This window comes from Flavobacterium gilvum, assembly GCF_001761465.1.
GTDB classification, from domain to species: domain Bacteria; phylum Bacteroidota; class Bacteroidia; order Flavobacteriales; family Flavobacteriaceae; genus Flavobacterium; species Flavobacterium gilvum.
Genome location: NZ_CP017479.1, coordinates 2,268,063 through 2,288,441 on the forward strand (window position 1 = coordinate 2,268,063; position 20,379 = coordinate 2,288,441).

17 protein-coding genes are annotated in these 20,379 nt (G+C 34.7%); 6 read left to right on the forward strand and 11 right to left on the reverse strand.

Features of this window, described 5'->3' with window-relative positions; translation table 11 throughout:
• On the reverse strand, positions 1-2,796 hold the full coding sequence (uvrA, locus tag EM308_RS09505; RefSeq protein ID WP_035641078.1) for an excinuclease ABC subunit UvrA: 2,796 nt from the start codon (positions 2,794-2,796) through the stop codon (positions 1-3).
• Positions 2,797-3,190: 394 nt separating this feature from the next.
• Here uvrA and EM308_RS09510 point away from each other — a divergent pair, with 394 nt between their 5' ends.
• A complete protein-coding gene (locus EM308_RS09510; RefSeq protein WP_035641076.1) occupies positions 3,191-3,775 on the forward strand; it encodes an RNA polymerase sigma factor in 585 nt (194 codons plus the stop codon).
• A 52-nt stretch (positions 3,776-3,827) separates the two neighbouring features.
• Entirely contained in the window at positions 3,828-3,971 is a 144-nt protein-coding gene (locus tag EM308_RS18165) for a hypothetical protein (RefSeq protein ID WP_197056158.1), read from the forward strand.
• Positions 3,972-4,074: 103 nt separating this feature from the next.
• Here EM308_RS18165 and EM308_RS09515 read toward each other — a convergent pair whose 3' ends face one another.
• Entirely contained in the window at positions 4,075-4,725 is a 651-nt protein-coding gene (locus tag EM308_RS09515) for an endonuclease III domain-containing protein (protein WP_035641073.1), read from the reverse strand.
• A gap of 179 nt (positions 4,726-4,904) precedes the next feature.
• Between EM308_RS09515 and bcp the strand changes: the two genes are divergently transcribed.
• Positions 4,905-5,363, forward strand: a complete 459-nt coding sequence (gene bcp, locus EM308_RS09520; RefSeq protein WP_035641071.1) for a thioredoxin-dependent thiol peroxidase — start codon at positions 4,905-4,907, stop codon at positions 5,361-5,363.
• Between the two features lie 266 nt (positions 5,364-5,629).
• On the opposite strand, the gene EM308_RS09525 is transcribed toward bcp, so the two are convergent.
• Positions 5,630-7,093 (reverse strand): nicotinate-nucleotide adenylyltransferase, encoded by a 1,464-nt coding sequence (locus EM308_RS09525; protein ID WP_035641068.1) that lies wholly within the window; start codon positions 7,091-7,093, stop codon positions 5,630-5,632.
• A gap of 98 nt (positions 7,094-7,191) precedes the next feature.
• On the opposite strand from EM308_RS09525, the gene EM308_RS09530 reads away from it, so the two are divergent.
• Together EM308_RS09530 and EM308_RS09535 are read left to right on the forward strand one after the other, a co-directional pair.
• Positions 7,192-7,956, forward strand: a complete 765-nt coding sequence (locus EM308_RS09530; protein ID WP_035641065.1) for an MBL fold metallo-hydrolase — start codon at positions 7,192-7,194, stop codon at positions 7,954-7,956.
• A gap of 98 nt (positions 7,957-8,054) precedes the next feature.
• Positions 8,055-8,555, forward strand: coding sequence for a hypothetical protein (locus tag EM308_RS09535; protein ID WP_035641062.1), 501 nt, complete (start codon positions 8,055-8,057; stop codon positions 8,553-8,555).
• A gap of 90 nt (positions 8,556-8,645) precedes the next feature.
• On the opposite strand, the gene EM308_RS09540 is transcribed toward EM308_RS09535, so the two are convergent.
• From EM308_RS09540 to EM308_RS09555, 4 genes are all read right to left on the reverse strand, one after another.
• On the reverse strand, positions 8,646-9,293 hold the full coding sequence (locus tag EM308_RS09540; RefSeq protein WP_035641108.1) for an alpha/beta hydrolase: 648 nt from the start codon (positions 9,291-9,293) through the stop codon (positions 8,646-8,648).
• A gap of 66 nt (positions 9,294-9,359) precedes the next feature.
• Positions 9,360-9,689 carry a hypothetical protein gene (locus tag EM308_RS09545; protein WP_035641060.1) on the reverse strand — a complete coding sequence of 110 codons (330 nt, stop codon included), beginning with the start codon at positions 9,687-9,689 and terminating at the stop codon, positions 9,360-9,362.
• 9 nt (positions 9,690-9,698) lie between these two features.
• Complete coding sequence (locus EM308_RS09550; protein WP_035641057.1) at positions 9,699-10,952, reverse strand: dihydroorotase; 1,254 nt, start codon at positions 10,950-10,952, stop codon at positions 9,699-9,701.
• A 133-nt stretch (positions 10,953-11,085) separates the two neighbouring features.
• Positions 11,086-13,014: a vWA domain-containing protein gene (locus EM308_RS09555; RefSeq protein ID WP_035641055.1), complete on the reverse strand. Its 1,929-nt coding sequence runs from the start codon at positions 13,012-13,014 to the stop codon at positions 11,086-11,088.
• 181 nt (positions 13,015-13,195) lie between these two features.
• Between EM308_RS09555 and EM308_RS09560 the strand changes: the two genes are divergently transcribed.
• The gene (locus EM308_RS09560; RefSeq protein WP_035641053.1) at positions 13,196-14,302 is read left to right on the forward strand and encodes a lactonase family protein; all 1,107 of its coding nucleotides are present in this window, start codon (positions 13,196-13,198) and stop codon (positions 14,300-14,302) included.
• A 132-nt stretch (positions 14,303-14,434) separates the two neighbouring features.
• Here the strand turns inward: EM308_RS09560 and EM308_RS09565 are convergent, their stop codons facing one another.
• The 4 genes from EM308_RS09565 to EM308_RS09580 all read right to left on the reverse strand — a co-directional run bounded on the left by EM308_RS09565 (position 14,435) and on the right by EM308_RS09580 (position 20,219).
• The gene (locus EM308_RS09565; RefSeq protein ID WP_035641050.1) at positions 14,435-15,784 is read right to left on the reverse strand and encodes a DEAD/DEAH box helicase; all 1,350 of its coding nucleotides are present in this window, start codon (positions 15,782-15,784) and stop codon (positions 14,435-14,437) included.
• Between the two features lie 363 nt (positions 15,785-16,147).
• Entirely contained in the window at positions 16,148-16,570 is a 423-nt protein-coding gene (locus EM308_RS09570; RefSeq protein ID WP_051877926.1) for a response regulator transcription factor, read from the reverse strand.
• A 178-nt stretch (positions 16,571-16,748) separates the two neighbouring features.
• Complete coding sequence (locus tag EM308_RS09575; protein WP_035641049.1) at positions 16,749-18,014, reverse strand: YaiO family outer membrane beta-barrel protein; 1,266 nt, start codon at positions 18,012-18,014, stop codon at positions 16,749-16,751.
• A gap of 12 nt (positions 18,015-18,026) precedes the next feature.
• Positions 18,027-20,219 (reverse strand): sulfatase-like hydrolase/transferase, encoded by a 2,193-nt coding sequence (locus EM308_RS09580; RefSeq protein WP_231926262.1) that lies wholly within the window; start codon positions 20,217-20,219, stop codon positions 18,027-18,029.
• Positions 20,220-20,379: the final 160 nt, after the last annotated feature.

Below are 20,379 nucleotides of genomic sequence, written 5' to 3' on the forward strand. Positions count from 1 at the left end.
CTATAGCTTTTCTTTCAGGTATTTTGCCGTGATTGATTTTTTATTTTTCACGATATCTTCGGGAGTTCCTACAGCAAGTAACAGACCTCCATTTTCGCCTCCTTCGGGACCCAAATCGATAACCCAATCTGCACATTTTATTAAATCAAGATTGTGTTCTATAACAAGAATCGAATGTCCTTTTTCGATTAAAGCATCAAAGGAAGCCATTAGTTTTTTGATGTCATGAAAATGCAATCCTGTTGTAGGCTCGTCAAAAACAAAAAGAGCTTTTTCTTTAATGGTTCCTTTTACCAAAAATGAAGCCAGTTTGATACGTTGCGCTTCCCCTCCGGAAAGTGTTGATGAGGATTGTCCCAATTGTACATAACCTAAGCCTACATCTTGTAAAGGTTGCAGTTTTTGGATAACTTTAGTTTGTTTGTTTTTTTCAAAGAAAGCAATAGAATCATCGATCGTCATTGTTAGGATGTCATTAATGTTCTTTCCGTCAAAAGTTACTTCCAGTATTTCTTTCTTGAAACGCTTTCCGTTACAGGTTTCGCAAGGCAGTTGCACATCGGCCATGAAAACCATTTCGACATTTATCGATCCTTCGCCTTTGCAGGTTTCGCATCTTCCACCATCAACATTAAAAGAGAAATGCTTGGCTTGGTAACCTCTTACTTTAGAAAGTTTTTCTTTGGCATACAACTCTCGAATATCATCATAAGCTTTGATGTAAGTTACTGGATTGGAACGGGAACTTCTACCAATAGGGTTTTGATCTACATATTCGATGTGTTTTATTTGTGAAAAAGAACCTGAAAGCTCACTGAATTGTCCCGCTTTTTCTCCTGCATTATCCAGTTTTTTCTGCATGGCAGGGAAGAGGATTTTTTTGACAAGCGTACTTTTTCCACTACCGGAAACTCCTGTGATAACGGTTAAAACATCTAATGGGAAAGTAACATCGATATTTTGTAAATTGTTTTCTCTAGCTCCTTTTATTTCGATAAAATTTTTAAAAGGGCGTCGTTTTTTTGGAACAGAAATTTCTAAATCACCATTGAGATATTGAGCCGTGAGCGAAGTCGAACGAAGGATTTCGTCATAAGTGCCCTGAGCCACCAAATTCCCTCCAAAGGTTCCTGCTTCTGGCCCTATGTCGATAATCATATCGGCAGCTTTCATAATGTCTTCGTCGTGTTCTACAACGATTACAGTATTGCCTAGGTCACGGAGAGATAATAAAACATTTATCAGGCGTTCTGTGTCTTTTGGGTGCAAACCAATGCTAGGTTCATCCAGAATGTACATAGACCCCACAAGGCTACTTCCTAATGAGGTAGCCAAATTAATACGTTGTGATTCTCCACCCGAAAGCGTTGACGAATTTCGGTTTAGAGTCAAATAATTTAAACCAACTTCGGTAAGGAAAGAAAGTCTATTGTTAATTTCGATTAATAATCGTTTGGCGATTTGTTTTTCGTATTCGTTCAGGTCAATGTTTTTGAAAAAATCAACTAAATGTTTGATGGGCAAATCCACCAAATCTGATACTGTTTTACCATTGATTTTTACATACGAGGCTTCAATTCGTAATCGTTTCCCTTTGCAGACATGGCATTTGGTTTTGCCTCTGTAACGGGAAAGCATTACTCTGTTCTGAATCTTGTAATTTTTTTCTTCTAGTTCTTTGAAAAAGTCATTCAACCCCTGAAAATATTTATTTCCGGTCCAAATCAGGTCTTTTTGTTCATCTGTCAGTTGAAAAAAAGGCTTGTGAATCGGGAAATCAAATTTATAGGCATGATTTACCAATTCGTCCCGAAACCAACTCATGCTTTCACCGCGCCAAGGAAATATCGCATTTTCAAAAACAGAAAGAGAGGTATTGGGAACGACCAAATCGGCATCAATTCCTATGGTATTTCCGTAACCTTCACAAACCGGACAAGCGCCATAAGGGTTGTTGAAACTGAATAAGTGAACATTGGGTTCCAGAAAAGTGATGTCGTCCAATTCGAAATTATTCGAAAACGAAAGCTTGGTATCCGAGTTTAGTTCCTGCAAATAACAAATTCCTTTTCCTTCAAAAAAAGCGGTTTGCACAGCATCAGATAATCGGTTGTAAAATTCCTCTTCGTCTTTTACCACGATTCGGTCTATGATGAGTAAAATATCTTTATGGTCTAACGAATGTTGTTCGGCTGGTGTAAAATCATCGAGACGAACCATTTCATTATTTACCAAAATCCTTGCAAATCCTTGTTGCAAAAGTACTTTTAGTTTTTCTTCCAGCTGTCTTCCTTCTTCTAGATGAATAGGAGCAAGGAGTAACCATTTGCTGTTTGGTTCAAAATTTTTGACTTCATTGACAACATCAGTAACAGTTTGTTTTTTTACTTCCCTTCCGGAAATAGGGGAATACGTTCTTCCAATTCTCGCATACAATAATTTGATGTAATCGTATATTTCTGTAGAAGTTCCTACAGTTGAACGGGCATTGGTGGTGTTTACTTTTTGCTCAATTGCAATGGCCGGGGCAATTCCTTTGATATATTCTACTTTTGGTTTATCCAATCTCCCCAGGAATTGTCTGGCATAGGAAGATAAACTTTCTACATAACGACGCTGTCCTTCGGCATACAAAGTGTCAAAAGCCAAACTGGATTTACCAGAGCCTGAAAGTCCTGTGATTACAACAAGTTTGTTTCTTGGAATTGCAACGTCTACATTTTTTAAGTTGTGAACCTGCGCACCTTTTATGATTATGTTTTTCTTTGGGTCGAGTTTAGAAATATCAATCGGCATACTGAAAATGAATTTCCACAAAAGTACTCAATTTTAATGTGAGATTGTGGAAAGAATTATAACCAAAACTTGTTTTTTGGGACACTTTTTTCAGATTTTTACTTGTTTTGCACTTAATTATGTTAATTGAATTTTATATCGAATTATTTTAAGCAATTAGCATGTATTATTTTGTATTACAGTATGTTGTGTTTTGGTTTTTTGTTAAAAAAAAATTTTTAATTATTGAAAAAAACTAAAAAAAATGATAATTATCATATTTTTTTTTGCTACTTTTAATAATTATTTGTTAAGTTTGGCAAATAATTAACTTAATACTCCCATAAGCCTATAGCAAAGAATTACTTTTTAGAACATATCCCCAAAAACTAACTAAATCTAAAAAGACGTTGCTATGGTAAGTTTACAAAAATCAGATGCTTTATTGGTGAAGGACTATATGTCTGGAGACGAAAGCGCTTTGGCTGTGCTAATAAAAAGGCACGAATCCAAGGTTTATGGATTCATTTACTCTAAAGTGGCCGATAGAGAGATTTCAAATGATATCTTTCAGGACACATTTATTAAAGTTATCAAAACTTTAAAAACGAATTCTTATAATGAAGAAGGTAAATTTTTGCCTTGGATAATGAGAATTGCTCACAATTTAATTATCGATTTTTATAGAAAATCCAAAAAGATGCCACTCTTTAGAGAAACCGAAGATTTTTCTATTTTTTCTATAATGTCCGATGATTCTCTTACTATTGAAAACAGAATTATTGCCGATCAAGTCGAAGTTGATATTCGTAGATTGGTAGAGGAACTTCCAACAGATCAAAAAGAGGTTTTGATTATGCGCATGTACCAAGACATGAGTTTCAAAGAAATCTCCGAAACTACTGGCGTGAGTATTAATACGGCATTGGGAAGAATGCGTTATGCTATATTGAATTTGAGAAAAATTATTGAAAAACATCAAATCGTATTAACAAATTGACAATAAAGGGATAATTCTTCCGTTATAGTATTAAATAAAATTTATACTTCATATGGAAAAGAATTACTCTAAATCATTGAAAACTTCTAAAAGGATGAAACCTGATAAAGAAGTAGTGTCTTTATTGTTGAATTACTCTAAAGCTTTGAAAATTGTAAAAATAGATGGTAGACTTTTCGAAGTTATAGCCAATTAATCAGATCTTTTTAGAAGATTTTTTACTTTTTTTATATAAATCAAATGACAAATTTCACTACTGTATTTTAGAATAGTAGTGAAATTTGTTATTTATTGGTGTTTTACTTTTTTGAAAATTCGCTCAAGACAGATTTTCTGCCAATGGTTCTGGTGATGATATCTTTTTCCAAATTCCAACCTCGGGCCGGCGAATATTCACGTCCATACCAAATAATCTGAAGATGCAAATCATTCCATAATTCTTCTGGAAAAATACGTTTGGCGTCTTTTTCGGTTTGCACTACATTTTTGCCGTTGGTCAGATTCCATCGATACATTAATCTATGAATATGAGTGTCGACAGGGAAAGCGGGAACTCCAAACGCTTGAGACATCACCACACTGGCCGTTTTATGTCCTACAGCAGGTAATTCTTCTAGGGCTTCAAAACTTTGAGGCACTATTCCATTGTGTTTTTCAATCAAAATTTTGGATAATCCATGAATCCCTTTTGATTTCATAGGCGACAAACCACAAGGACGAATGATTTCCTTAATTTCTTCCACCGACATTTTTATCATATCATACGGATTATCCGCTTTTGCAAAAAGCAAAGGTGTGATTTGATTCACACGGACATCTGTACATTGCGCCGAAAGCAGAACTGCAATCAGTAAAGTATACGGGTCTTTATGGTCTAAGGGAATAGGGATAGTAGGGTACAATTCGTTCAACGTGTTGATAACAAATGTTACGCGTTCCTGTTTGGTCATTTTTTTTTGAGTTGCTGAGTTACTAAGTTACAAAGTTGCAGAGTTGCAAAGTTACTAAGTTTTTTTTGAGACTCTAAGTTTTTGAGTTCCTAAGTTACGTCATATCTAATAATCTAATAATCTAAAAATCTAAGAAACTTAGTAACTTAGCGACTTAGTAACTTGGTAACTTTAAAAAAATGACTACAATAAAAATTGGAGATAAAGCACCTCAATTTTCTGGTGTTGATCAAAACGGAAAAACGCATCAATTGGCTGATTATAAAGGTGAAAAACTGGTGGTTTTCTTTTATCCAAAAGCCTCTACACCGGGCTGTACAACTGAAGCCTGTGATTTAAGGGATAATTTTGAACGTTTTCGGGCTAATAATTATGCGCTATTGGGTGTAAGTGCCGACAGTGCCAAAGCGCAGGCAAAGTTTAGTGATAAATACGATTTGCCTTTTCCTTTATTGGCCGATGAAGATAAGTCTGTTATTAATGTCTTTGGTGTTTGGGGGCCAAAAAAGTTTATGGGAAGGGAATACGACGGAATTCACAGAACTACTTTTGTGATTGACGAAAACGGAATTATCGAGGATGTTATTACTGCCGTAAAGACCAAAGTACATGCAGAGCAAATATTAGGGAGTAAGTAGGTGTAATGTTTTTATGAATGAAAATATTCTTGTGTTTACTGAGCTTGAATAGGTCGCGTGAGTGATGGGAGTAAGTTACCGAAGTAACGCGGACAGCACGACCCCGTTGTGCAAAGGGGCGTATATATTCAACAGTTGATTGGCCCCTTTGTGCAACGGGGGCACGCCCAAATGATGGATAAATGGAATCGGTTTTTTTAATAGAAAAATCCAGGAAAAACAGTATATCTTTCCTGGATTTTTTATAAAATTTGAAACTTTATAACTTAATTTTTTGTTTCCAAAATCGTATCGGTATGATAGCCAAAAAGATGTTTTTCCTTAATGATTTCGGGTACTCCTGGAGGTAGCATTTGTTCCCAGCCTGGTTTTCCTGCACCAATCATTTTTAATACTTCGCGGGAGAATACTTCTAATATTTCGGGGTTGTAGTTTTCAATATCGACCACTTTTCCGTTGAATTTGAAGAATTTATACAATTCTTTCATTCTTGGATGTACTTTCAGATTTTTGGAATTTATGATTTCTCCGTCTTCGCCCAGCATTGGATATAGGAATACTTTCATGTCGCGATAGAATAGTTTTCCAAAGGCTTCGAGAATTCCACCGCTTAAATGTCGGTAGTATTTCTCGTCAAAAATATCTACTAAGTTGTTAACTCCCATGGCGAGTCCCATTCTGGCTTTGGTATAATTGGAGAAATATTCTACCACTTTGTAATATTCTTGAAAATTGGATATCATTACTGTTTGTCCCAGAGAACAAAGTAATTCGGCACGATCCATAAAATCTCTTTCGTCAATTTCACCATCAGAACGTAAATTGGATAATGTGATTTCAAAAACGACCAAGGTGTTGTCTTTTTCTACTTTGTTTTCTTCCAAAAACATTTTTAAAGACTCTTTGTACATATCCATATTTACCTTGGTAACCGGGCGGAAACTTCCTCTAAAAGCGAGAATGTTTTTTTTGTAAAGTACGGCTGCCGGAAGGATGTTTTTGCCTTGAGGATTGAACATCACCGCATCTGTCATTCCGTTTTTAACCAATTGTAAACTCATTAATCGGTTGTCGACTTCGGCAAATCTAGGGCCGGAGAAATTGATGGTGTCGATCTCTAGTTGGTCTTTGTCTAGGTGATCATATAAATAACGAAGCAATTTTTTTGGGTCATTGTATTTATAGAAAGCGCTATAAATTAGGTTTACTCCCAATACTCCTAATGTTTCTTGTTGTAATCTGGAATCGGTTTCTTTGAAACGGATGTGGATTATGATTTCGTTGTAATCTTCGGATGGATCGAGTTGGTATCGAATTCCTACCCAGCCATGCCCTTTAAATTGTTTGGCAAAATCTATCGTTGCGACTGTATTGGCGTAACTAAAAAACATTTTGTTGGGATGTTTTGTTCTGCTCAATCGCTCTTCTATCAATTCGACTTCAAAAGCGAGCATTTTTTTGAGTCGGCTTTCGGTTACATAACGGCCGTCTGACTCAATTCCATAAACGGCATCACTAAAGTCTTTGTCGTATGCTGACATAGCTTTTGCGATAGTTCCGGATGATCCACCTGATCTAAAAAAATGTCTCACTGTTTCTTGACCAGCCCCAATTTCAGCAAAAGTTCCGTAAATATTTTCATTTAAATTAATGCGAAGTGCCTTGTCCTTTAGAGAAGGAATTTGTTCAATGACTTTGTCTCCTTTTAATTTTATCTTTTTAGGTTCCATTTTTTTGGGTTTATATTGGGCGATTATGTTACAAAGTTAACTATTTAGGCATTTAATGAAAGAGAAATTAATCCTATTTTTGTAAAAAAAGAAAGCAATTGAAAGTATATTTTTTAGGTACAGGAACGTCACAGGGAATTCCAATTATTGGGAGCGATCATGAAGTATGCAAAAGCATTGATTTTAAGGATAAAAGGCTTCGGGTTTCGGCTTGGATCACTTGGGAAGGTTACTCGTACGTTATCGATTGCGGACCTGATTTCAGACAGCAAATGCTGGCTTCCAATTGCAGGAAGATAGACGGCATACTTTTTACCCACGAACATGCCGATCATACTGCTGGTTTGGACGATATTCGTCCTTTCAATTACAGGCAGGGTGATATTCCTATTTATGCACATAAAAGGGTACTTGTCGATATAAAAAAACGATTTGAATACATATTTGAAACCGAAAATAAATATCCCGGTTCCCCTTCGGTAAAAGCTATTGAGATATTTGACAATGTTCCTTTTTCAGTAGGAAATAAAATGGCTATTCCGATAACGGTAATGCACGGGAAACTTCAGGTTTTTGGATTTAGAATAGATGATTTTGCTTATCTGACTGATGTGAAAACAATTGCAGAAAGTGAAATGGAAAAACTAAAAGGGCTCAAAGTGTTGGTTGTAAACGCCTTGAGGGAAGAACTTCATGATACTCATTTTAATTTGCAGGAAGCTCTTGATTTTATAGCTTTGCTGAAGCCTGAGAAAGCTTATCTTACTCATATTAGCCATATGCTCGGTTTTCATGAAGTGGTTCAAAAAAAGCTCCCAGATAATGTTTTTCTGGCCTATGATAATTTAGAAATTACACTATAATTTTATTTAATAAATGAAATCGCCATGATTCCAAAATAAAAATAATCAGAAAGAATGGCGATACCATGTTCCTTTAAAAATTCAAATATTATATACGCATGAAAAAATCTTTACTTCTTTACGCCTTAATTCTTTCCTTGGTTTTTAATGTTTACACGTATATGTACTTGAGCAAGGAAGTGACTTTTGAACAGGAAAAAAATAAAAAAACAGCAACCAAATTAAGAGACAGTTTACAGTTGGTTACTAATAAACTGTCCGATGCGGATTATTTTTCATTAGAAAAAAATGAGAATGCTCAAAATTATTTTGTATCGGCCAAGTCTGAAAAAATCAGGAATTATGTGGCTTTGGTTCCTTATGTGACCGAAAAATTAATGGATTTGAATGCCAATCCAAAAGGAAATCCTTATACTGGTCAGGTGCAATTGGGCGCGAATAAATTCTCAATCAATAAAGTAAAAGTGTTGAATCACCGTTGGATAATTGCTGATTACAGCGACGGAGAATATTGGGGTGAAGTATTGTTGAAATATTTCATCAACGACGATGAAAGCGTTTCTTTTGAAATAATACAGTCTGTTATTTACCAAAAGTAGAGACGTTGCATTGCAACGTCTCATATTTTTTTGTAACGGAAAATTATTCATTGCTGGAGACGTTGCATTGCAACGTCTCTACGCGGATAATTAATTCTCAACTAGCCAATTTTTGAAATCATAGAAGTTTTGTGGTGCAACACCGTGCCCAACAGGGTATTCTTTGTAAGTAGTGTTAACCCCTAATTTTTCTAAAATTCCAGGTGTTTTTCTTGCCCAATCTACAGGGATTACCTGATCGACTGTTCCGTGGGAAGCAAAGATTTTCAGTTTACTTAAGTTGTTTTTTAAATAATCTTCGGTTACGATTTCCAAATTAAGATATCCGCTCATAGCGACTACTTTATTCACTTTTTCAGGATAAGAAAGCGCGACGGAATAGCTTAAAATCGACCCTTGGCTGAAACCAATTAAATTTACATCATTGGCGTCTATAGGATAATTGGCGACCAATTCGTCTATGAAATCAGCAATTACATCTCTCGAAATTCGTGCTTGGTTGTTGTCAGAAAATTTGTTTTGATCGGCATCAAAATTAATGGCATACCAAGCGTAGCTTCCATATTGCAAATCGTAAGGAGCACGTGCAGAGATTATATAATACTCACCCGGCAATTCGGATGCAAACGAAAATAAATCGGCTTCGTTACTTCCATAACCGTGAAGTAATAGCAATAATGGATTTTTATCGAGAATCACTTTGGGTTCTCTTATTTTATATTCTAATGAAAGATTCATAGTAAGTGTTTGGTTTTTTTTAGTATTGACATCTGAAATCAAAAATCGTTAATCAGAAATCAAAAATCAGGAGATACTTTTAAGCCATTTTTGGAAATACTCTCCAAGTAGCGGAACCGGTTTTGTTTCTCCTTTTATGGCACTGAATATTCCGTAAGCCCATAAAATAGAAACGAAAATCCACATAGGGGCAGAAATCATCAGGCTGTCAAAATTGCTAATGATTAATCCCAAAGAAAAAAAAGTGATTGTAAGTCCGAGTCCTTGACGGATATGAAAAGAAGCGAATTCATTTTTGTCTTCTCCGCTATTCATTGACATGGCTATAAATACGCCAATTCCCAAAATGTAGCTTGTAATGGCCGCTGTTTTTCCAGCTTCGACTGTGTTGTTCATTATTATTTGTTATCCTAAGATTAATTTTCCTTGGTTCAAAATTCCATACGCTTTCCCTTTTAAGGCAGTGCCCAGAAATGCTGAATTTTTGGATTTTGAAAGAATGTTCTCTTTTGTGAAAATGCTATCACCTTCCGGTGTAAAAAACGTGATATTTGCAATTTCACCTTCATTGATACTCTGTTGCGGAATGCTGAAAATAGAATTTCCGGCTGTGAATTTTTCAATTATGGTTTCCAATGGAAGAACGGTCATCAATGCTCCAAAAGCACTTTCGAGACCAATAGTTCCGTTTTTGGCCAAATCAAATTCCATTTTTTTGTGTTCAATATCAATCGGGTTGTGATCGGTTGTAATTATATCGATAGTTCCGTCCAAAACTCCTTTAATTAAGGCCTGTCTGTCACTTTCGGTTTTTAATGGAGGAGTTACTTTATATCGAGTATCAAAAGTTTCCAGTTTTTCATCGGTTAATACCAAATGATGAACGCTAACGCTGCAGGTAACATTTAGACCTTTTGCTTTGGCGTCTTTAATTAATTGAACCGATTTTGCTGAAGAAACAGTTGGGATATGCATTTTTCCACCCGTATATTCCAGTAAAAATAGGTTTCGGGCTATTTGTAATTCTTCGGCTAAATCGGGAATTCCTTTTAGTCCCAATCGCGTAGAAACTATTCCTTCATTGGCAACTCCATTTCCTTTTATTTTGTCATCTTGTGCAAAAGCAATTACCAATCCATCAAAATCTTGTACGTATTGCAAGGCTATTTTTAGCAAATTGGCATTGTCCAGACTCTTCGTATAATCTCCGAACGCAACCGCTCCCGAATTTTTCATATCAAATAATTCAGCCATGTCTTTGCCTTCGCTTCCTTTGGTCAAAGCGCCAATCGGAAAGAGTTGTGTGGCAAAACCATTGGCTTTGCTTTTTACAAAATTCACCTGCGACTGATTGTCAATTACCGGAAAAGAATTGGGTTGTAACGCGATGGCCGTAAAACCGCTTTTGGCTGCAACCTCGAGTCCGTTTGTAATAGTTTCCCTGTCTTCAAAACCAGGTTCACCGAACGAAATGCTGCTGTCAAACCATCCTTGCGATATATGAAGATTATCTAATTTTAATTCTTCGGCATTATCAGTATTTGGAAGTGCCGTTCCTATTTTCTTAATTAAACCATCAACAATTAAAAGATCTACAGTCTGATTGTGAAAAGGACTTTTTGAATCGATAATTTTGGCACTTCGGATGATTATTTTCATGTGTAGATATTTACTTAATTGAAACAATAAAAATTATGTTTATAACATTCAAACTTAATTTTCTTGAACCATTAAGTTGTTAAGTGAATAAAGAGAAAACTTAATATTCTTAATAGCTTAATGGGAAAAAAAATTATTTCACAAATTTGATAATTGCCATTTCCAATGCTAAAAATAGCAGTGCAAAGATAATAAACCATTTCCAAATTTGATTGTCGGTTCTGTTGGTTTGTAATGTATCAAAAATGGTCGAAATGGAATCACCTGTTTTATAATCGGATAAGATGTTTTCGCTGATTTGATCCAGATTACTTTCTGTTCTTGGGTAATTAAAACTGATGTTTTCTATCGGTTTTTGAGAATCGTATATCGTGTAATTCCCCGCTTTTTCAGGATAATCATTAAAGAATAGCTGTACTTTGTTGTTGAGCATTTTTTGCACAGGAATAAATTGTTCGTCCTGATTTTTTACTGTCAGGATTTCGTCTTTGGACAATAAAACTGAAACAAGGTACGAGTTGCTGTTACCAATTGTATTAGAATTAATGCCGTTGTTTTGTCTGCTCAAAGCCATTTTGTAAAACACAGGAACAATCAAAGGCGACTGTTGGAAATTAGAGTTCAAAGTGTTTATCGGAGCCGAAAAAATATATACAGATGAAACGGGATTTTGTATTCCTATTAAAAATGGTGATTGATCCTCAAAATTTAAAACAGCAGGACTTGTTGTTGAAACAGCAAAACTTTTTTTGGTTTTTGGATATTGAAAATTATTAGTTTTGCTTTCGAAAACACCCGAAAACAAAGGATGATTAAAGTTGATTTTTGTAATGAGCTTTTCATTCGAATCTAATGATTGGAATTGAGTGCTACCAAATTGATTTAATAAAGCGTTTAAATTGGAAATCGAAGCGGTTTCCGATGGAATTACAATCAGATTTCCGCCTTTGTTTACAAAAGTTTTTAAAGTGGTTTGCAAGGCTTGCGGAATTTCATCTAATTCGTTTAATATAATGGCATCTTGCTTGTCAATACTGTTGTAATCCAGAGAGTTGATTGCAAAAGAACTGTAATTGAATTCATCATTAGTAAAAATTCGGCTCAGGAAATTGTTTTTTTCGGGTACTCCGATGCTGATGATGTTTGTTTTTTTGATTTTTGAAATACTAAAAAACAGTTTGTTGTCATACGCCAAATCATTGTCTTCGATGGAAACATAGCCATGAAAAGCCTGTTTTGGAATGGTGAAATTTGTGGTTTCTTTTTTGTTTTTATAATTAATAATGGTTTTGGCAATCAGTTTGTTTTGATTGTACAACGCCACAGGAATGGGTTTTAAATCGTCGCTGTAGTTTGTGGTGTTAATGCTTAATTCGTAAAAATCATCCAGAGTCTGACGAATAAAAACACTATCGATAGAAACATTGTTTTTTTGTTCGGCTTTTGGGATAATAAAATACGGAACGTTGTCGGTGCCAATGTTTTTTAATTGATTTTGGGTTATTCCCACAGCATCGGTAATGATAATAATATCTTTTTTGAAAGCCGATTTATGTGCTTTTATTTTAGCAATACTATTATCCAATTGAAAGGGAGATGCACTGTATTTCAGGTTTTGCAGTTCACTTCGGATGGTTTTGATGTCGGTGTTCCAATAACTTTCGGTATTGGTTAGCAAAGAAAAATTGGCATTTTCCGGAGTTTCTTCCAACAGTTCCTGAATGGCACGTTTTAAGAGTTCTCCTTTTTTTCCTTTGGCCTGCATACTGAAGGAATTGTCGAGAACAATATACATTTCGTTGCTCGCGTTTTTACTGTCTTTGGATTCAAAAAAAGGCTGAGCAAAAGCAAGAATAATACAGGCAAGCAAAAGCATTCTGCAAACCAAAAGCAACCATTTCTTGATTTTGGAACTTTTTCGGGTTTGAATAGAAAGTATTTTCAGGAATCGAACATTGGTAAAATATTCTTTTTTGAATCGTCTTAATTGAAACAAATGCACCAAAATTGGAACAATCAGTAGGAATAGAAAGTATATAATTTCGGGTTGTTTAAAGTGCATTCTTAGAATTTGTTTGCTTCAAAAGTTTATAAAACAATGGAGTTCATTGCATTTTGTGAGTCAAAAATACAAATTTGTAGACAGTTTTACTTGATGTTGTCATCTATTTTTTAAAAGAGAAAATAAATAGGGTAATTCTGAAAGATAATAAGTATTTTAGCTTTTCTGAAAATTTTAAAATATGAAAAAAATTTACCTATTTCTTTTATTAATTTCTTCTTCGGTAGTAATATACGCCCAAAAAAACAAAGTCAATCTTCTCGTTGGAACCTACACCAATTCTTGCAATAGCAGAGGGATTTATGTATATGAATTTGATACTAATAATGCTCAAATCAGACTAAAAAAATCGTCTGACAGTATTGTCAGTCCAAGTTATTTAGCGTTGTCCAACGATGAAAAATTTATTTATGCTGTGAATGAAAACGGTAAACAAAGCACTGTAAGTTCCCTTTCATTTGATGCTGTAAGCGGGAAACCCAGTTTACTAAATAGTGTAAGTTCAAAGGGCGATGATCCTTGTTATATTATTAATGATGATTCGAATGTAATAGTTGCTAATTATTCGGGCGGGAATATTTCTGTTTTTGGGAAAAAAGAAGATGGTAGTTTAACTGATGCCAAACAGGTTATTCAGCATTACGGGAAAGGTGTGAAAGTTCAACAACAAAAACCACATGTTCACATGGTTTATTTTTCACCTGACAAAAAATACGTTTTGAGCAATGATTTAGGAACCGATAAAGTGTATGTTTATAATTATAATCCAACGGCAATAGCTGATGTTTTAAGTTTAAAAGACAGTGTTTCTGTAAAAGCGGGAAGTGGACCAAGACATTTGACTTTTAGCAAAAATGGAAAATTTGTATATCTGTTACAAGAATTAGATGGTTCGTTGACTACATTCAGTTATGCAGACGGGAAGCTGACCAAAATCAATGAAACCTCGATTTTAGCCAAAGATTATAAAGGAACTTTTAGCTCGGCTGATATTCATATTTCTCCAAATGGCAAGTTTTTGTATGCTTCGAATAGGGGAGACGCCAATAATATTACCATTTTTAAAATTTCAGGAAAAGGGAAATTAAGGTCAAAAGGACAAGTGAGTACATTAGGCAAGGGGCCAAGGAATTTTGTAATTGACCCAACCGGAAAGTTTCTTCTGGTGGCACATCAATATACTAATGATATTGTCATTTTTAAAATAAATAAAAAAAGAGGCACATTGACAGATACCAAGAAAAGAATTGATTTGTGTTCGCCGGTTTGTTTGGTGTTTGCGAAGTAAGTGTTCAGTATTCTGTTTTTTAGTGATCGGTGTGGAGAAACTCCTTAAAAGCAACCAGCCCGCAGTTTAAACTGCGGGCTGGCGTATTTATAAAAAATATAACTGAATACTAAAAAACTGAAAACTGCCTACTTACTTCTTGTTCTTACGTTTCTTGGCTTGGTTTTTCAGCATATTTCTATTTACTGAACCATGAGTTTTTTTCTTGGTTACACCAGGGCCACCCAAATTGACTTTTTGGTTCTTTTTGCTTTTTTCATGAAAAGCACCATCTCCTTCTATTTTTTTAGGTTTTATTAAAAGCTTAAAAGGCTGTCTGTCTTTTTCGGGGCCTATTAATTTTATGGAGACTTCAACATCTTCTGGAAAAGGTTCATAATTCAGCTCCATATCCATCAAAATCTCAATGGCTATTTTTGATTCTTCTTCTCTTGGAGTCACAAAACTAAGAGCTGTTCCTGTAGCATCGGCACGACCAGTTCGCCCAATACGGTGCATGTACAATTCTGGCAATTCAGGCATTTCAAAGTTGATAACGTGCGTGATATTCGAAATATCCAAACCTCTCGCCATAATATCGGTGGTGATCAAACCACGCAGATTTCCTTCCTGAAATTCGGCCATGGTACTTAAACGATAATTCTGTGATTTATTGGAATGGATTACACCAAACTGACCTTCAAAATCTTCTTCGATACGCTCGTGAACCATATCCGAAATCTTTTTGTTGTTCACAAAAACCAATACACGACTCATGTCCTCATCGGTTTCCAATAAATGTTTTAAAAGATTAATTTTGGTATTGAAATTCGGAACCTGATACGTGAATTGCGTAATGTTTTCCAAAGGCGTTCCCGATGGTGCAAGTGTAACTTCTTCAGGATAATCAAAATAATCATTCAAAACGGTGTCAACATCATCCGTCATTGTTGCAGAGAATAGTATGTTTTGACGCTTTTTGGGCATCATTGCCAAAATAGCCGTTAATTGGGTACGGAAACCCAAATTCAGCATTTCGTCAAACTCATCGATGACCAGTTTTTGCATTTCTTCAAAACGGATTACATTGTCCAATGTCAAATCCATAACACGTCCTGGCGTTCCAACAAGGATATCGCAACCTTGATAAACAGTCGTTTTTTGAGTGTTAATATTTACTCCTCCAAAAATCCCAATTGTTCGAACCGACATATATTTGGTTAGTTTCTCCACTTCTTCCACAACCTGTACTACAAGTTCGCGTGTTGGAACCAAGATTACTATTTTAGGCGTATGTCCAGGAGTAAATTTGTATAATTTTAATAAAGGCAATAAATAGGCAAATGTTTTACCTGTACCTGTTTGTGCAATTCCCATCATATCACGCCCAGACATTATCACAGAAAAAGTTTTTTCCTGAATAGGAGTTGGGGTCGTAAAGCCTAAATCATCAATAGCTTTTTGTACTGATTTAGGAAGATTGAATTGTTCGAAAGTGCTCATTGTATTTAAATTTTGTGCAAAGATAGGTTTTTTGAAACTAAGGATAGAAAGCTTATGGCATTGGGTTGAGGATTAAATAATAAGATTGCTGATTTTTGACTAACGATTTTTGATTTTAGAAGAAAAAAACCTAGTAAAATAGTGAATATGCTGTTTAGCCACACCAAATATGAAATTTATGAATCTTGTACTAAAAGTCGAGACTCACAGGAATTTTTACTTCCATCGGGCTAAAGAGCCATCATTGGAAATTTTTGGAAACATTATGCTATTTGTGTGAAAAAAGAAAAACCTCTGTACACTTTTTGTGATAGTACACAGAGGTTCATTGCGGTATTTAAATTTGTTTTTGAATTTTTTATTTTAAGCGGGAACGCCTTCTTCAATTTTGTTTTGCTTCGCGAAACGATTTTTTTTTGAGAATAGTCGTCTTACTCTAAGCAACAATTCGTTTGGGTTAAAAGGTTTGGAAACAAAATCATCAGCGCCAAGATTAAAGGCTTCAATAACAGTTCCTTCTTCCTCTCCTAATGCCGAAACCACAATTATTGGAATATTTTCATAATTGTCTTTTGAAAAACCTATAATCTCCAGTCCAGAACGGTAAGGAAGCATAATATCTGTAATAATCAGGTCAGGGATAAGTGTCGGAATTTTTTCTATTGCGGTCAAGCCATCCTTACATGAAATTACTTGATAACCTTCTTTTTTTAGAATAAACTCGAGGATTTTAATCATCAAAACATCATCCTCTGCAATTAATATTTTTAAATCTGAATTATTCATTTTCTGCTTTTTATCAAAATAACAATTGTAAAACGTTTCTTATGTAGAATAAACAACTGTACAGATATATTTGTGATGCAAAGTTAATTAAATAAAATTTCAGTTTCAGACAAAATGCAATTTAATTCGATAAAATACCTATTTATTTAAAAAAGATAAGTTTATACTTTCAAAAAAACTACTTGAATCGTAACTCCCAAGAAACAGCCAAGAAATAAATCATAACGTAGTTACCGGGATCGAAAACTATTTCCTGATGGGTAATTCCTGATTGCAACCCAATGACATTTTTATTATTTGTGGTAGTGAAATTATATCCAATATTTGCTTTTTGGGATTTTAAATTAAAAATAGCTACTTGATCTCCATTATTGCTGAATTGATTTATCTCGGGGGAGTAACCGGCTCCAATTGCGGCGCTAAAATAATTATCAGCATCTTTGCGGTACAAGCGATAGGTTAATGCGCCCGAAAGACTGGTTCCTGTGTCGCTTGGTGTAACATACGAGCGCAAAGACCAATAATTGTTCCCAGTGTACCAGGTAAGGGATCCGGTAAAAATATTTGTCGTTGTGCTATACATCAGGCTTCGAAATCCCAAGGAAACCTCGAGTCCTTTCGGTAATGATTTGAACAATTCTGCACCATATTTTGATTCGGGAAAAAGCGAAGAGTTCGAAAATCCAGCATTTAAGTAACCATAAAGTCCCTTTGTGATTTTTGGGTATAAGTCTACTTCATATTGAACTCCATTTTCTTCAAACCTTCTGTTTAAGTTAACTTTTGCCGTGATAGAACCGTATTTTGTTTCTCTGCCATATTTTATGGTGGAATAATACATCGGGTCGTAAATTGAGGAATAAAGGTCTGTGGCTAAGTTAATACCAATATTATTTAGATTTAATTTTTTGTTTAAAGCATTTTTGTACTCGATGGCTTTCTGATTATTAGGTTCTTTGGATAATACCTGCAAAACTGTTTTGTCTGCCTCTGTTGGATTATTGGTTTTTTCAAGAGCTGAGGCTTTTAGTAATAATATTTCGGAATCATTTGGGTAGTATTTCAATGCTTTTTCGCTTAAATCCAAAGCAATATAAGGTGATGATGCCCACAATTCGTTTTGAATGGTGCCCAACCATGCGCTTTTGTTTGTTTCTTCTTTTTTTAGGATATAATCAAACTCTTTTTTGGCCTTTTTATAATCACCATCCCAGGAATAGGTTGTTGCCAGGAAAGATCGTACATCATGATAATCTGGATATTTGGTCAAAATAAATTGTAAAGTATCCTGGGCTTGTTTGCGTTGATTGTTGAACGCCATGTTTCGTGCTGTTGCAAATGAAACATCGGGGTCTCCTTTGAATTCTTTTTGTTGTCCATAGATTTGAGCAAAGCACAAAATCAATAAAATAAGACTTAATTTGTTAACTGTTCTCTGTATCATCGTGGCAAAATGTTATTTTAAAGATTTTTTAAATTTGTGGTATTCTTGATTTTCAGGGTAAACAGTCAAAAGACTGTCAATTTGTTTTCTGGCTTCAGTGATATTTTTGATTTTTTGATAGGATTTGGCTAATTTAAAGCTGATTTCGGGGGCGTAAATTTTATTGGAGTGTGCCTGTTTCCCAATTTTTACAGCCTTTTTATTTTGGTCAGACCAAAAATAAACATCCATGAGGGCGCTGTAACCATCTTCATAAAACGGCTTTTGGTTTATAGATGCTAGTAATTCCATTTCAGCATTTTTATAATCTCCGTCCCAAGCGAGTGTTCGTCCTTTTAAAATCTTGAAATCTATATAATTTGGTTTGTCGTTTAGCATATAATTGCATAATAAACGGGCTTTTTCACGTTCTTTGTTAAATGCCAATTCACGTGCCTTAAAGAAAATCTGATCAGAATTTAAGCCTTTGGAAACTTTTTTAATATAAGCTATTTCTTGGGGCGTAAACGTGTACAAAGTGCTTTTGAATTTGGAAGCGACGGGAGTGATTTTATCTTTTGATGTTAGATAGGTATTTAGATATTTATATTTATTAAATGATTCTTTTACAGTATCTTGTAATCCGTCGTTGGATTCTGTGATATTGAAATTGGAATCAATTTTGTACAAATTTCCATCTGTATAAAAGTAGTCTTTATAAATATAATCAATCAGACTCCCTTTGTATCTCATTAAAGGAATTGTATGAACGTTTCTAAATTGTCTGGCCGTATCTATTCCCTGACCCATCCAATATGTTTTTTCTAGTTTTTTAATTTTTTGGTTGTTGGTCAAAAACGAAACCAAAGTAGGCGTAACATCATTATGCGATGATATTGATTTGAATTCGGCTGTTTTTTTCAGCATTGGACTATAAATGTAAAACGGCACATGGAATCGCGAAAGATTGTCTTTTTGTGGAACTGGAATTAATCTATGATCGCCCGTAATTATAAAGATTGTGTTTCCATAATCCGGCCTTTTGGAATAAGCTGCCATGAATTTTTGCAACGAATTATCGGTATAAAGCAGGGCGGCAAAAATGTCCTTATATTCCTTTAATTTATTTCTTTCCAAATATGATTTTGAATTCAAAATGGCATCTACTTTTTTAAGATAATTCTCTTTTGAAGGAAACTCAAATGGTTCGTGATTGGAAAGTGTCATTATGATGTCCAGTCGCGGTTGGCTTTTTTGGTTTAATTCAGATAAGGTTTTGCGGTAAATTTCAGCATCAGGATATCCCCAAGAAAAACCTCCAGAATTTTTTTTAGACATAGTATATCCTGGGCCAAATTTATTGACATCAGTAATAGTATTAATGCCATTGTATTCTAAAAAAGTACTTTTTTTGTCAAAATTAATATCGTCGCCACAATAATAAGAAGTCGTGTAACCATTTGATTTCAGAATACTTATAAGTGAATTGTGTTTGGGTAACGGATTTAATTCCATAAAACCATTTTTCCCAAATGGTGCAGAACCTATTAGGGCGGGCAAAGCACCAAAAGTACGGCCAGCATTGCTGACAAAATTTTTCCAATACAATGATTTTGTAGTCAATGAATCAAGATAAGGCGTGAAGCCGCTGTATTCGCCATCATCGGTAAAATCACGTCCAAGTCCTTCCATAATGATAAACACAATGTTAGGCTTTTCCTGATGAATATTGAAAAAAGGTGACAGCACATCTTTGGCATCTTCCGCAGCTTTTTCTAAAGGATATTCTTTTTTGAAAGAAAAAACTCTTTGAGCAGAAAGGCTTTCTTCTTTTTTTGAACGGATAATGTCACTGACTAAAAAATGTAATTTGTTTTGATAAACAGGTTCGGTATTATTGGCAAAAACAAAATTGAATCCTCCTATGGCTAAAACAATCAGAAATGGTACAATCGGGTTGATTTTTGTACCAATAAACTGAAATACCCGGATAAGTCCTAAATAAAGTGCCGGAACTATTATAAAAGGCAAAAACATCACAAAAGATATGGATAATGAAGAAGTGACGGTTGTGTACATGTCACTTAATGAATATCCCAAAAGATCCGAACCAAGGTTGATGTGAGTGGTAAGGCTGTATCCTGTCATTGCCAATTGGATGATAACAATTAGGCTAAAAAGGATTTTAATAATTACCGTTGCCAAAGACTGTTTTATCCATTTCAATATTAAATATAATGGCAAAAAGAGTAACCCAATTTGTAAACCGACAACAAAATCATTTCCGATTTTATGAGAAAATACAGTTAAATCAAAATTCTTATAAATGTCAACGTAACTGAGAATACAAAAAACAGTTATCAATGAAAATAGTGAATATATATAG

Excerpts from the sequence above, each read along its gene's own strand:
- uvrA (WP_035641078.1), bottom strand. The coding sequence starts at position 2,796 with ATGCCGATTGATATTTCTAAACTCGACCCAAAGAAAAACATAATCATA.
- EM308_RS09510 (WP_035641076.1), top strand. The coding sequence starts at position 3,191 with ATGGTAAGTTTACAAAAATCAGATGCTTTATTGGTGAAGGACTATATG.
- EM308_RS18165 (WP_197056158.1), top strand. The coding sequence starts at position 3,828 with ATGGAAAAGAATTACTCTAAATCATTGAAAACTTCTAAAAGGATGAAA.
- EM308_RS09515 (WP_035641073.1), bottom strand. The coding sequence starts at position 4,725 with ATGACCAAACAGGAACGCGTAACATTTGTTATCAACACGTTGAACGAA.
- bcp (WP_035641071.1), top strand. The coding sequence starts at position 4,905 with ATGACTACAATAAAAATTGGAGATAAAGCACCTCAATTTTCTGGTGTT.
- EM308_RS09525 (WP_035641068.1), bottom strand. The coding sequence starts at position 7,093 with ATGGAACCTAAAAAGATAAAATTAAAAGGAGACAAAGTCATTGAACAA.
- EM308_RS09535 (WP_035641062.1), top strand. The coding sequence starts at position 8,055 with ATGAAAAAATCTTTACTTCTTTACGCCTTAATTCTTTCCTTGGTTTTT.
- EM308_RS09540 (WP_035641108.1), bottom strand. The coding sequence starts at position 9,293 with ATGAATCTTTCATTAGAATATAAAATAAGAGAACCCAAAGTGATTCTC.
- EM308_RS09545 (WP_035641060.1), bottom strand. The coding sequence starts at position 9,689 with ATGAACAACACAGTCGAAGCTGGAAAAACAGCGGCCATTACAAGCTAC.
- EM308_RS09550 (WP_035641057.1), bottom strand. The coding sequence starts at position 10,952 with ATGAAAATAATCATCCGAAGTGCCAAAATTATCGATTCAAAAAGTCCT.
- EM308_RS09555 (WP_035641055.1), bottom strand. The coding sequence starts at position 13,014 with ATGCACTTTAAACAACCCGAAATTATATACTTTCTATTCCTACTGATT.
- EM308_RS09560 (WP_035641053.1), top strand. The coding sequence starts at position 13,196 with ATGAAAAAAATTTACCTATTTCTTTTATTAATTTCTTCTTCGGTAGTA.
- EM308_RS09565 (WP_035641050.1), bottom strand. The coding sequence starts at position 15,784 with ATGAGCACTTTCGAACAATTCAATCTTCCTAAATCAGTACAAAAAGCT.
- EM308_RS09570 (WP_051877926.1), bottom strand. The coding sequence starts at position 16,570 with ATGAATAATTCAGATTTAAAAATATTAATTGCAGAGGATGATGTTTTG.
- EM308_RS09575 (WP_035641049.1), bottom strand. The coding sequence starts at position 18,014 with ATGATACAGAGAACAGTTAACAAATTAAGTCTTATTTTATTGATTTTG.